The following is a 12,670-nucleotide window of genomic DNA, read 5'->3' as shown; positions in this document are numbered from 1 at the left end:
GCGGAATGTGGGCACGGGGACGATGTCGGCGCCGGTGCGCCGTACCGCGGTACCACCCCGTTTGCCTGATCCACTCCCTGCGAAGGGTTCAGGCCTCTCGTTGTGTGAGCTGTGACGGGCTCACCCGTTCGGTTCTACTGAGCGCTGACGCGCCGTTCTTCCGAAGGCTCCCCGGTGATAGCCGGATCAGCGCCATGTGTAGTTCGATTCTAACCGGGTGCGTCCAGTGGATATTCCGCGCCCGCTCAGTTCCGCCGGGCGTGTCGGCCGGGTGAGACCGGTTCGCTCTCGGGTTTTCGGGTGGCCAGCGCGCTCACGAGCAAACTCGCGGCACCGACTACGCAGATCAGAATGCACCCCCACGCCCACACCACCGAACCGGTGGCGAGCGCTGCGACGAGCAGTCCGAAGCCGATCGCCGCTAGAACAAGCGTCAAGACGAGCATGGTGACTCCCAAGCCAACCGAGCAGCCCGACGATAACTGGGCATTCCCGAATCACGCGACGCGCTGCGTCGCGCGACTCGGGAACCAGTTTACTTGCCGCCCTTGGCGAAGGAAGCCGGAGCCAGACTGTTGGCCGAACCGTTGGTTTCGCCCGCGAACTCGCCGCCGTCGACCGGCACGGCCGACCCACGGTTCTCGAGCTCTTCCAGCTGCGATTCCAGGTAGGACTTCAGGCGCACGCGGTACTCGCGCTCGAAGGTCTTCAGCTGCTCGATGCGGCTTTCCAGCACCGTGCGCTGCTGAGTGATCGTGGCCATGATCTCGGCGTGCTGACGCTCGGCGTCGGCGGTGAGCGCCTCCGCCTTGTCCTTGGCCTGCCGGATCTGGGTGTCGGAGCGGTTCTGCGCGTCGGCCAGCATCGCATCGGACTTCTGACGCGCGTCGGCGATCATCGCTTCCGAACGGGTGCGGGCGTCGCCGACCAGTCGCTCGGAGTTTGCTCGCGCGTTCGAGAGCAGACCCTCGGCCTCGGTCTTGGCGTCGGTGGTGAGGCGGTCGGCCATCTCCTGCGCCAGGGTGAGCACCTTCGCGGCCTGCATGTTCGCGTCCGGGCCGTTGTTCTGCGCCGGCGCCGCGACGGGCATCGGAGCGGGCGGCGCGACGGGAACCGGCTGCGGAACAGGTTCCGGCGCGGGAGGAGGTGCCTGCTGTACGGGCGCCTTCGCGGCGCTGACCGGGGCAGGACCACGGTTCTTCTTGGCGTCGGCCAGCTCGGTGTCGAGTTCGGCGACCCGCTGACGCAGGTCGGCGTTCTCCTCGATCAGGCGCGAAAGCTCCTGTTCGACGAGATCCAGGAAGGCATCGACCTCGTCCTCGTTGTAGCCGCGCTTACCGATCGGCGGTTTGCTGAACGCGACGTTGTGCACATCGGCAGGAGTCAGCGGCATCGAAGGATCCCTTCACGCGTCTTTTGGAGAACTAGCAAGCGGTCTTCTCGATTCATTGTGTCACACGGAGGTCACGGGCTGACCGAGCCTACCCACGATCGACATCAGGATGAAGACGAGGAAGAGCAGGACCATTATCGAAAGATCGAGACGAATCCCCCCAAGATTCACAGGAGGTATCAACCGCCTCAGCAGTTTCACCGGGGGGTCGGTAACGGTGAAGATCACCTCGAGGACGATCACCACCACACCGGTCGGGCGCCAGTCGCGCGCGAAACTGCGAATGAACTCCACGATCACCCGACTGATGAGCAACAGCCAGAAGATGAAAAGCACGAGGTACAGAACCGCGAACAGGGCCACGGCTTCACTCTGCCGCAAAATCGGCATGGTGCAAAATGGCCGCGCCGCGCAGTGCGCGGGCGGCCATCTCGGTATCCGGTGTGTGTTCTCTATTTCTGGTTGTAGAAGCCGTTTTCGGCGATGCGGCGGCGTTCTTCCGCTGATACGTCGACATCGGCCGGTGAGAGCAGGAACACCTTCGTCGCCACCTTGTCGAACGAACCACGCAGCGCGAAAGCGAGTCCGGCCGCGAAATCGACCAGCCTTTTGGCATCGGCATTGCTCAGGTCGACCAGGTCCATGATGACCGGATTCCCTTCGCGGAACCGTTCACCGATGATCCTGGCCTCGCTGTAATCGCGCGGACGCAGCGTGGTGATCTTGGACAAGGGACCTCCGTCCTCGAAGATCCCAGGACGCCGCGCGGGTGCGGGCTCGGGGCGCAAGCGCTCCTCCAGCCTGCGCTCCTCGGCGTCGGGATCGACCGCGAGCGCACCACGAGTGGAGCCGCGCATACCGGGTGCGACACCGCCTGCCCGGAAGGACCGGCCCGACGACGGCGCCGTTTCGATCCTGGTGGGGCGACGCGGCGTCTCGTAGCGATCGTCGGCGTAGGTGTCGGCGACATAGTCGTCGCGACGCGCCTGATAGGCCGACTTGTACGCCGGCTGCGGGAAGTCGTCGGCCTCGTCCTCGAAACGGTCGGCGCCGTAGCGGTCTTCGGCATAACGGTCGTAGCTGCGCGGACGAACGCGGCCAGCGCGCTCCTCGACGCCGCGAGGGGCATGATCGTCGACGTAGTCGTCTTCGTACTCATCGAGCGGAACCATGCCGAAGTACGCCTTGAACTTATGCAGGGTACTCATCTGGTCGACCTTCCTTCGGCCCCGGTGGCGGCCGGGTGTTGAAGTTCTTGCTCAGCGCCTCTTCAGCCCAATCGTATGTGTCGAATGTGACTGGTGAGGTTTCTTTGCTACGCCGAGGTTATCGGTCGCGCGCCCATCAGGGCGGTTCCGACACGCACGCACGTCGAACCGTGTTCGACCGCAATCTCCAAATCACCCGACATACCTGCAGAAAGTTCGGTGGCTTCGGCGTGTTGCGCGAGCAGCGAAGTGTGCAATGTCGCAAGATTCGCAAACGACACATCACTCGGGGCGTCAAGGGGCGGAATCGCCATCAGACCGGCCAGATGCAGTCCGGGCGCCTTCGCTACCAGGTCGGCCAGGGCGAGCAGATCGGCCGGTGCGACACCCCCGCGTCCGGGATCGGCGTCCAGGCTCACCTGCAGCAGCACCCGCAGCGGCGCGATACGCTCGCCGGCTGCGAGTGCGTCCTGCGCCGCCCGGTCCAGGGCATTTGCCAGACGTTCGCTGTCGACCGAGGCCACGGTGTGCGCCCAGCGCGCGACCGAGCGCGCCTTGTTGCGTTGTAAACGACCGATCATGTGCCATTCGACATCGTCGTAGGCCAGCTGGTCGACCTTCGCCGAGGCTTCCTGCTCGCGCGACTCGCCGAATTCGCGCCGGCCGAGGGCGTACAGGATGGCCACATCGGTGGCGGGGAAGAACTTCGTCACCGGGAGCAGACGGACCGAGCCCGCCGGGCGCCGGGCGGCGTCGACGGCGGCGTCGACGCGCGCGAGCAGCCCGTCGAGGCGAGCCGAGAGCTCCGCGGTGCGGTCCGTCGCGGTTTCGGTCGTCATGCGGCGGGATCCATCCAGATCACGCCGGCGATGCGGCCGGTGGGGGCGCCGCGGCGGTGGCTGAACAGGGTTTTGTCCTCGATGGTGCAGCGGGGGTCGACGGCGATTCCGGCGACACCCGCCTCGGTGAGCTGTCGGCGGATGCCCGCGCGCAGGTCGAGACCGGGAGTCTTGCGAACGGTGGTGGTCGCGCTGCCGGGCAGATGGGCTTCCACGTCGGCGCGCATCGCGGCGGGGACCTCGTACTGACGACCCGAGGCGGCGGGGCCGAGGAAGGCGCCGATGCGGTCGACGCGGGCGCCGACCGACACCATCGCGTCCAGGACGCGCGGCACGATGCCGATCCGGGCGCCGATGCGGCCCGCGTGTACGGCGGCGATGACGCCGGCCTCGTCGTCGGAGAGCAGGATCGGCACGCAGTCGGCGGTGAGCACCACCAGCGCCAGTCCCGGCACGGTCGTGACCAGCGCGTCGGTCACCGGTACCGGTTCGGCGCGCGGCCCGTCGACGATCTCGACAGTGCGCCCGTGGACCTGCTCCATCCACACCAGCCGGTCGGGAGTGAGGCCGATGCCCTCGGCCAGCCGAATCCTGTTACGGCGCACAGCTTCCGGATCGTCACCGACGTGGTCACCCAGGTTGAACGAGTCGTAGGGCGCGGCGGAGAAGCCACCGGCGCGGGTGGTGGTCACCCGGCGAACGGTCACGGTAGGAGGTGCGGAAGTCATGTGTTCGAGCGTAGTGCGGTCACCGGGTCGGGCGGTCATCGCGCGCAGTGACGTCGGTCAAGCCCGAAACGACTGGGCCGACAGGTGCTCGACCTCACCGAACGGACCGGCGCCGTCGACCGCCACGGCGATCACCGCGCGCCCGGTCACCCGGCGGACTCCGCGATGTCGAGCTCGCCGAGCTTGCGCGCGATGCCCGCGCGGCCGGCCAGTCCCAGTTTGCGCAGTACTCGGCTGAGATGGTCCTCGACGGTGCGGGGGCTGAGGCAGAGGTGCTCGGCGATGGCCTTGTTGGTGTGGCCGTTGGCGGCCAGCTCGGCGACTTCGCGTTCGCGCCGGGTCAGTGCGGCCGGGGGACCGACACGCTGGGCGCCTGCGAGACGACGTTGTTCGGTGGTCACCTCGTCGAGCAGACGGGTGGCACCGGTGGCGAGAAAGACAGCGCGTGCGGAGGCGAATCGACTGGTCGCGCGACCGAAATCACCACATCTGCCCGCGATGACACCGGCGATCAACTCGGCCTGTGCCCGGTTCACCACCATTCCGGCACGCGCGAACGCCGCGCCCGCTGCCTCGGCAGCCGCTGCCGCGACGGCCACCTCGCCCGTGGCCGCGGCGTACTCGGCCCGCGCCAGCGCGGCCGCACCCACCTGACTGCCGAGGTCCCCGCCCGGGGTGATCCGCACGGTCGCGACGGAATGCTCGCCGAGGTGGACGGCGTGACTCGTCGCCGCGGCGACCGCTTCGGCACGAGCGACCAGGTCGGCGGCGGCGGCGAGGTCGCCGGCGGCTATCGCGGCGCGGGCGGCCCGGGACAGGTGTGTCGGCGTGAGCGGGCCGGGTCGGCCGTTCTGGGGTGGGGGTGCGCAGGCGGGCAGGTCCAGGGTTCGGCCGACTTCGGTGAGGGTTGTCTCCACCACCTGGCGCCACCAGCGCACGGTGGGGCGTGTGAGCGCGGAAACGATGTGCCACTGGGTGGTTACCGCCGCCGGCGGGGCGCTCAGTTGGAGAGTGCGCAGTTTCAGCGCGCCTGCGAAGGAGACCAGGTCGGGATAGCCGAAGGTGGTCGCCGCGTCGGTGGCTTCATCGGCGGCGGCGATGGCGTCGTGGAGACGGCCGAGTTTGGCCAGCGAGTAGGCGCGAACCGTGTGGAGTTCGGCGAGAGCGTAGGTGCGGCCGAAGCGGCGGCTCACCGCGATCGCGCGGTCCAGGTGGTGCAGGCCGTCGGCATCGCGGTCGAGGAAGTAGGCGCACCAGCCGAACGCGGGGGCGGCGTGGACCACCTCACGCAGGACTGTGTCGGTGAGCAGGCCGAACGCTCGGCCACAGGGGTCGTAGAGCTGGGCGGCCTCGGCGATGCGCGCGTCGGCCAGGAGACCGAGACAGCGCAAGGCTGTCGCGGCGGCGCGAACGGCCGGGTCGTCGATGGCGTCGGAGTCGAACAACGCGGTGAGGCGGGCCTGGCCTTCGGAGTCCTGGCGATCCTGCATTTCCAGGATCGCGAGTTCCAGTTGCACGGGTCCGTCGCCGGGGCGGCGAGGCAGCGTCGCACCGTGCGCCAGCAGCGTGCGCGCCTGGTCGACGCGACCGAGCATGCGCGCGCAACGGGCTGACAGCAGCAGCGCCTCCAACTGGTGCCGACCCGCGGTGGCGGCAGCCGGTTCGAGGGTCTCCACCGCCCGCGCGGCCGCGCCGGACAGCAATTGCGCCCGGCCCAGTGCCAAGGCGGCGGCGAGTGGGTCGTCGGTCGCGGGCGCGATCCGCGCGGCGGCCGAAAGCCAGCGGGCGCTCGCCGCCGGGGCGTCGGCGAGCACCTGCGCGGCGGCCAGTCGCAGTTCCGCGCCCGCGATCTCGTCGGCGCCGAGGAGCGTGTGCTCGAGATGACGCGCGCGCGAGGGCATCGACGCGCCACGTGCGCGCAGTGCGAGCGCGGCCCTGCGGTGCGCCAGCGCTCGCCAGCCCTGGCCGGACAGCCGGTAGGCGGCCGTGCGAATCAGCGGATGCGCGAACGTCACCGCGCCGTCACCGATGCTGACCACTCCGCGCCGAACCAGCCCGTCCACCGCCGCGACCACGGCGCCCTCCGCGAGATCGGCTGTCGAGCACAATAATTCGAGGTCAGGGGGCAGTCCACACACCGCGATGGCCTGCGCTACCAGCCGCTCGGTGTCCGGAAGCTGGGCCAGTTCGGCGCGGATCGTCCGGTCCAGCGCCGCGAAATCGTTCGACGCGGGGTCGGGTTCCTCCCCCTGCAATGCCCGATCCAATTCGCGGTCGGGCAGATCGGCGAGCAGCGTCAGGTACAGCGGGTTGCCCTGGGACGCGGCGAACAATCTGGCCCGCCGACCCGGGTCCTCCCCCGGCAGCAACCCGTCGACATCGGCCTCGGTGAACGGTGGAACACGCACGTGCACCGTCCGCACCCGCGGCGCGCGGACCGATCGGGCGATCGACGGTGGGCAACCGCCGTCGCGGAAGCAGAGCAGCAGGCGGAATCCCCGCGCGGGGCGGTTCCGGATCAGAAAGGCGAGCAGCCGCACCGATTCCAGGTCTGCCCACTGCGCGTCGTCGACGACGAGCAGGGTCTCGACCGCGCCGAGCGCACGCCGCACATGGCGAACCAGATCGGCCGGGTCGCGTGAATCCGGCGTCACACCCGAGGTCTTGGGTGCCGCCGCGGACGCATCACCCGCGCCCTCACTCAGCTGCTCGACGATGTCATCGGCGAGATAGTGCGGCTGCGACTGGGCGTCCTCGGCGCTGGTGACCACCAGGACCCGGCAGCGGGCCGCGCCGACGAACTCGGCGATCAAGCGGGACTTGCCGATTCCGGCCGGTCCGTCGACCAGCAGCAACCAGGGCGCGTCCGGACCGGTGAAAGTCGTGGTCAGCGCGGCGAGTTCGGCGGCACGGCCGACGAATGCGCGTTCGAACATGACACTCCGTACCTCACTGGCGAGATCGGCCGTGGACGGCCGGATCAGAGCATAACGGTGCCACCGCGGCGAAATTACCGTGGTTTCCCGGATGCTCGCCGACGCCGGGTGAGGTTGGGTGATCGGGGCCTACACCGCCGAAGGGTCCGCGGTGAGGTTCTGCAGAAAGAAGGTTCGCATGACGTTCACCGGCAAGGGAATGGTTTCGCGGTTCTCGCTCGCACTGCTGGCGGTCGCGGCACTCGGTGCCGCGAGTTGCTCGGCCGTGGACAAGGTCACCGAGGTCGCCAAGGACGCGAGCAAGTCCGACACCGCCCGCTCGAAGGTCGGTGAGTGCATCAACGTGATCTCGGCGTCGGTGATCGACTCCAAGACCGAGCCGGTCCCGTGCTCGGCCGAGAACGCCGTCTACCAGGTCGTGCAGGTCCACGACAAGAAGGTCGAGTGCCACGAGGACTACACCTCCTACGAGGAGACCTTCGGCAGCGGCGGCACGGTCGCGTTCCTCTGTCTGGCCCCGAACTTCAAGGAGGGCAGCTGCTATAACGAGGGCATGATGACCGGCTACAAGTTCGTGCCGTGCACCGCGTCCGACGCCAGCTTCAAGGTTGTCACCCGCGTCGACGGTCAGGTCGACGAGCAGTTGTGCGGCGAGGACGCCGACCAGGTGCTCGTGGTCAATGATCCGAAGATCACTTACTGCCTCGGCAGCGCCAAGGGCTGATCCCCGCCCAGCACGCGAAAGCGCCCGAACTCGACAGGAGTTCGGGCGCTTTTCGTGTCTGTGAACGCTTATCGACGCATGAAGTCCGGGACGTTGATCTCGTCGTCGTCGTCGCCTTCGCGCACTTCCGGGTTGTTGACCTGGTTCATCGCGCGCTCGGTGACCCGCTGACGCTCCGACTCCCGGTACCGCTCGGTATCGCGGTAGTTCGGCGCGGCGGCCCGGCCACCGGACACCCCGGCCGTGGCGGGCTCGGTGGGACGCGACGGCGCCTCCGACGGACGTCCCTGGCCGATCTCGCCCGCGCGGCCGGAACCGATGGGGTTCACCCCGGTCCGGCTGGTCGTGACCGCGCTGGGCTCCGAACTCCGCCGAGACGGGCCGCCACCGTCGAATCCCGCGGCGATGACGGTGACTCGCACCTCGTCGCCGAGCGAATCGTCGATGACCGTACCGAAGATGATGTTGGCCTCGATGTGGGCCGCCTCCTGCACCAGCGAGGCCGCCTCGTTGATCTCGAACAGCCCGAGGTCGGAACCGCCCGCGATCGAGAGCAGCACGCCGTGCGCGCCGTCCATGGAGGCTTCGAGCAACGGCGAGTTGATCGCCGTCTCGGCCGCCTTCACCGAACGACCCTCGCCCCGCGCCGAGCCGATGCCCATGAGTGCCGATCCGGCACCCGACATCACGCTCTTGACGTCGGCGAAGTCGACGTTGATCAGGCCCGGGGTGGTGATCAGGTCGGTAATACCCTGAACACCGTTGAGTAGCACCTCATCCGCGGAGCGGAAGGCGTCCATCAGACTTACCGCCGCGTCGCCCAGCTGCAGCAGCCGGTCGTTCGGAATGACGATGAGGGTGTCGCACGACTCGCGAAGCAGGTTGATCCCCACTTCGGCCTGGTTCCCGCGCCGTTTTCCTTCGAAGGAGAACGGCCGGGTGACGACCCCTATAGTCAGGGCGCCCAACTTGCGGGCGATGCTGGCGACGACGGGGGCGCCACCGGTACCGGTGCCACCACCCTCGCCCGCCGTGACGAAGACCATGTCGGCGCCCTTGAGCACCTCTTCGATCTCGTCCTTGTGGTCCTCTGCGGCCTTGCGGCCGACTTCCGGATCGGCTCCGGCACCGAGGCCTCGGGTGAGCTCACGACCGACATCGAGTTTGACGTCGGCATCGCTCATCAGCAGGGCTTGCGCGTCGGTATTGACCGCGATGAACTCGACTCCCTTGAGTCCCTGTTCGATCATTCGGTTGACGGCGTTCACGCCGCCGCCGCCGATACCGACGACCTTGATCACTGCAAGGTAGTTGTGCGGGGGCGTCATGGGCTCTCGCCTTCCTTCGATCTTAAACCCTCAACCTCAACCATAGGGTTGGCGTTATGTCAAGTATCCGACTGCTGCGGAACGCTATTCGCAGCCACTGCGATCCCGGCGCAGGCGCGCCGAGATGAGAGCCAGAATCTTGTGCCACAAAGAATGTCGCTCACTTTACCGTGACCAGATTCGGACTCGAAACGTCGAACACGGTCCCCTCACGGGTCAGTAGTGGCAACACGACAGCAGCTTTGCGCTCACCGTCGCCCGTGCCGCCCCACACTACCTTCCTGCCATCGCGAAGGCTCAGCGAGACGTCCGAAATCGACCGTGCGACAACCTCGCCCACCTGCACCGACAAGGCGGGTGGCAGGGTGACCAGCACATCCACCGCGGCCCTGGCCGCCGCGGGCCCGGTGAACGAGCCCTCGGTGAGCAGTTTCGGGACTCCGATGGGTGATTCGGGCTCGATCGCGAATTCGACGCTCTCGGCGTCGACCAGATGGGCGCCGTCCGGTGCGTCGAAGTACACCACCGGTGTTCGCTCCACGACGGTGACCAGCACTGTCGAGGGGAATTTACGCTGCACCCGGACCGAACGCACCTTCGGGATCGCGGCGACGCGCTGGGCGATCGCGGTGGTATCGATCCGTAACATCGAACGCCCGTCCGGAATTTCGAGCCGACCACGCACGTCGGCCTCCGGTACCGCCGACAGCCCGTCGACGCGCACCGTGCGCACCGACAACGCCGGTGTGAACCAGGCCAGCACCACCAGCAGGCTCACCACGACCACCCCGACCACCGTCCAGAGACGGTAGCCGTGCCACCCGCGCGCGGCGGGCATCGGCAATCTCACCGGCCGCCCTGCTGCGGCCTGGCCCGCAGGCCGTCGAGGATCTGGCTGCCGAGCATCGTCACATCGCCCGCGCCCATGGTGATCACGACGTCACCGTCGCCCGCCAGCGCGGCGACTTGCTTGCCGACCTTGGACATATCCGGCTGGTAGTGCACGGGTGTGGTCACCGACTGGGCGACCAGCGCGCCGTTGACGCCGGGCAGCGGGTCTTCCCTCGCGCCGTAGACATCGAGAACGACCACCTCGTCGGCCAGGCTCAACGCGGTGCCGAACTCCGTGGCGAAAGTGGCGGTGCGGCTGTACAGATGCGGCTGGAACACCACGATCACCCGGCCGCGCTGCAGGCGAGCGCCGTCCCGCGCTTCCTGGGCGACCAATTGCGCGGCGGCCTCCAGCACCGCACGGACCTCGGTGGGGTGATGGGCGTAATCGTCGAAGACGCGCACCCCGTTCTCCCGGCCGGTGAACTGGAACCGGCGATGCACGCCGCCGAATCCCTCCAGACCCTGCACGATCTCGTCGATGTCGGCGCCGGTGGCACGGGCGGCGAGCAGCGCGGCCAGCGCGTTGAGGGCCATGTGCCTACCGGGCACCGACAGGCGCAACGACCGCGGGATGGTCTCGCCGTCGAGCTGGAACTCCACGATGCCGCCGACATCGCGCGGCTGCCAGTCGAGCAGCCGCGCGCCGACGGGCACGGGCGCGTCATCAAGATCGCCCGATCCGTAACCGAGGACCTCGATCCCGCGTTCGGCCATGCGTGGCGCGACGCGCTGGGCCAAGGCGAGCGAACCGGGATCGTCGAGACACACCACCAGCAGGCCGCCGGGGGCCAGCCGATCGGCGAAGTCGTCGAAGACCTGGATGTAGGCCTCGTCGGTGCCGAAGTAGTCCAGATGGTCGGATTCGATATTGGTGACCACCGCGACGTCCGGGTCGTATTGCAGCAGTGAGCCGTCGGACTCGTCGGCTTCGGCGACGAAGATGTCACCGCTGCCGTGGTGGGCGTTGGTGCCCGCCTCGTTGAGCTCACCACCGACCGCGAACGACGGGTCGGCGCCGCAGTGCTGCAGCGTGACGATCAGCATCGAGGTGGTCGAGGTCTTGCCGTGGGTGCCCGAGACCAGCAGGGTCCTGTGCCCGCGCATCAGCGCGGCGAGCACGGTCGGGCGCATCAGCACGGGGATGTCGCGCCGATTCGCCTCGACCAGTTCGGGGTTGGTCTTCGGAATGGCGGCGTAGGTGGTGACCACGACCGTCGGGCCGCCGGGCAGCAGGTCGAGCGCGTCGGCGGCGTGCCCGATGCGCACCTCGGCGCCACGGGCCCGCAGCGACAGCACCCCACGGCTCTCGCGGGCATCGGAGCCGGACACCTTGCCGCCGCGCGAGAGCAGGATGCGCGCGATACCGGACATGCCCGCACCGCCGATGCCGACCATGTGCACGCGTTCGAGTTCGGGTGGCAGGGCCGCGCCCGCGGACTCCCCGATCTGCTGGTCCGGCTCGCTCATCGGGCGACCTCGGTGACGATCCTGGCCACCGTGTCGGCAGCGTCGCGATGGCCTGCGCCTGCGGCGGCGCGGCTCATCTGCGCGAGTCGAGCGGGGTCGAGCAGCAGCGGAATCACCTCATCGATCACGTATTTCGGGGTCAGCTCGGCGTCGGCCACAATTGTGCCACCACCTTGCGCGACCACTGGTCGGGCGTTGAATTCCTGTTCACCGTTGCCGTGCGGCAGCGGCACGTAGAAGGCGGGCAGGCCGACCGCCGACACCTCGGCCACGGTCATCGCACCGGATCGGCACACCACCGCGTCGGCGGCGGCGTAGGCCAGGTCCATCCGCGACAGGTAGGGCACCGCCACATAGGGGGCGGGCGCGTCGGCGGTGCTCACCTCGACGCTGTTCTTGGGGCCGTGCGCGTGCAGCACCGAGACGCCCGCGGCCGCGAGTTGCGGTGCGGCGCCGGAGACGGCCTCGTTGAGGCTGCGCGCGCCCTGCGAACCACCGAACACCAGCAGCACCGGCCCCTCGGCGGGCAGGCCGAAGTGCGCGCGAGCTTCGGCGCGCAACGCGGCACGGTCGAGTCCGGTGATGGACGCACGCACCGGAATGCCGACGACCTGCGCACCCGCCAGCCCCGAATCCGGAACAGCGGCGAGCACTTTCGCGGCGAGTTTCGCGCCGACCTTGTTGGCGACGCCGGCCTTCGCGTTGGCCTCGTGCACGATCACCGGCACCTTGCGCCGGCGACCTAACAGCCCGCCGCGCGCGGCGAGATACGCGGGCAGCGCGACGTAGCCGCCGAACCCGATGATCACGTCGGCCTGCACGTCGTCGATCACCGCCCTGGTGGCCTTGACCGAGGCGAGTACCCGGCCGGGCAGCCGCAGCAGGTCGGCGGAGGGCTTGCGCGGCAACGGCACCGGCGGGATCAGCTCCAGGGGGTACCCGCGTTCGGGCACCAGTTTCGTCTCGAGTCCACGCTCGGTACCCAAGGCGGTCACCCGGATCGAGTCGTCGAGTCTGCGCAGCGCGTCGGCGACAGCCAGCGCGGGTTCGATGTGGCCTGCGGTTCCTCCGCCTGCGACGATCACCGACAACCCGGATCGCGGGTTACTCACCTGGATCTACCTCGTTCTCTCTGTATCGAATTCGATCTCGC

The 12,670-nt window shown here is 68.5% G+C and carries 12 protein-coding genes; 1 reads left to right on the top strand and 11 read right to left on the bottom strand.

Annotated features, from left to right (window positions below):
• Positions 1-245 precede the first annotated feature (245 nt).
• The 7 genes from ACWGCN_RS18805 to ACWGCN_RS18775 all read right to left on the bottom strand — a co-directional run bounded on the left by ACWGCN_RS18805 (position 246) and on the right by ACWGCN_RS18775 (position 7,104).
• Positions 246-446, bottom strand: coding sequence for a hypothetical protein (locus tag ACWGCN_RS18805; protein WP_378844007.1), 201 nt, complete (start codon positions 444-446; stop codon positions 246-248).
• A gap of 89 nt (positions 447-535) precedes the next feature.
• On the bottom strand, positions 536-1,393 hold the full coding sequence (gene wag31 / locus ACWGCN_RS18800) for a DivIVA-like cell division protein Wag31 (protein WP_378992599.1): 858 nt from the start codon (positions 1,391-1,393) through the stop codon (positions 536-538).
• 60 nt (positions 1,394-1,453) lie between these two features.
• Positions 1,454-1,756, bottom strand: a complete 303-nt coding sequence (locus ACWGCN_RS18795) for a YggT family protein (protein ID WP_056816435.1) — start codon at positions 1,754-1,756, stop codon at positions 1,454-1,456.
• A gap of 89 nt (positions 1,757-1,845) precedes the next feature.
• A complete protein-coding gene (locus ACWGCN_RS18790) occupies positions 1,846-2,601 on the bottom strand; it encodes a cell division protein SepF (protein ID WP_378636706.1) in 756 nt (251 codons plus the stop codon).
• 107 nt (positions 2,602-2,708) lie between these two features.
• Positions 2,709-3,440 carry a YggS family pyridoxal phosphate-dependent enzyme gene (locus ACWGCN_RS18785; RefSeq protein ID WP_379315101.1) on the bottom strand — a complete coding sequence of 244 codons (732 nt, stop codon included), beginning with the start codon at positions 3,438-3,440 and terminating at the stop codon, positions 2,709-2,711.
• Positions 3,437-4,168 carry a peptidoglycan editing factor PgeF gene (gene pgeF, locus ACWGCN_RS18780; protein ID WP_378992596.1) on the bottom strand — a complete coding sequence of 244 codons (732 nt, stop codon included), beginning with the start codon at positions 4,166-4,168 and terminating at the stop codon, positions 3,437-3,439. The genes ACWGCN_RS18785 and pgeF overlap by 4 nt, the downstream gene beginning before the upstream one ends.
• Positions 4,169-4,314: 146 nt before the next feature.
• Entirely contained in the window at positions 4,315-7,104 is a 2,790-nt protein-coding gene (locus ACWGCN_RS18775; protein ID WP_452459936.1) for an AAA family ATPase, read from the bottom strand.
• Between the two features lie 178 nt (positions 7,105-7,282).
• Between ACWGCN_RS18775 and ACWGCN_RS18770 the strand changes: the two genes are divergently transcribed.
• Positions 7,283-7,828, top strand: a complete 546-nt coding sequence (locus ACWGCN_RS18770; protein ID WP_378636696.1) for an LppU/SCO3897 family protein — start codon at positions 7,283-7,285, stop codon at positions 7,826-7,828.
• A gap of 68 nt (positions 7,829-7,896) precedes the next feature.
• Here the strand turns inward: ACWGCN_RS18770 and ftsZ are convergent, their stop codons facing one another.
• The 4 genes from ftsZ to murG all read right to left on the bottom strand — a co-directional run bounded on the left by ftsZ (position 7,897) and on the right by murG (position 12,629).
• The gene (gene ftsZ, locus ACWGCN_RS18765) at positions 7,897-9,156 is read right to left on the bottom strand and encodes a cell division protein FtsZ (protein ID WP_378992594.1); all 1,260 of its coding nucleotides are present in this window, start codon (positions 9,154-9,156) and stop codon (positions 7,897-7,899) included.
• A gap of 160 nt (positions 9,157-9,316) precedes the next feature.
• A complete protein-coding gene (locus ACWGCN_RS18760; RefSeq protein ID WP_378992686.1) occupies positions 9,317-9,994 on the bottom strand; it encodes a cell division protein FtsQ/DivIB in 678 nt (225 codons plus the stop codon).
• Between the two features lie 8 nt (positions 9,995-10,002).
• On the bottom strand, positions 10,003-11,517 hold the full coding sequence (murC, locus tag ACWGCN_RS18755) for a UDP-N-acetylmuramate--L-alanine ligase (protein WP_378636691.1): 1,515 nt from the start codon (positions 11,515-11,517) through the stop codon (positions 10,003-10,005).
• Positions 11,514-12,629: an undecaprenyldiphospho-muramoylpentapeptide beta-N-acetylglucosaminyltransferase gene (gene murG, locus ACWGCN_RS18750; protein ID WP_452459935.1), complete on the bottom strand. Its 1,116-nt coding sequence runs from the start codon at positions 12,627-12,629 to the stop codon at positions 11,514-11,516. Before murG ends, murC begins: the two co-directional genes overlap by 4 nt.
• Positions 12,630-12,670: the final 41 nt, after the last annotated feature.

Source organism: Nocardia sp. NPDC055050, from assembly GCF_053608345.1.
The sequence above is the reverse complement of the archived record's forward strand: the minus strand, read 5'-3'. Positions and strand labels throughout refer to the sequence as shown.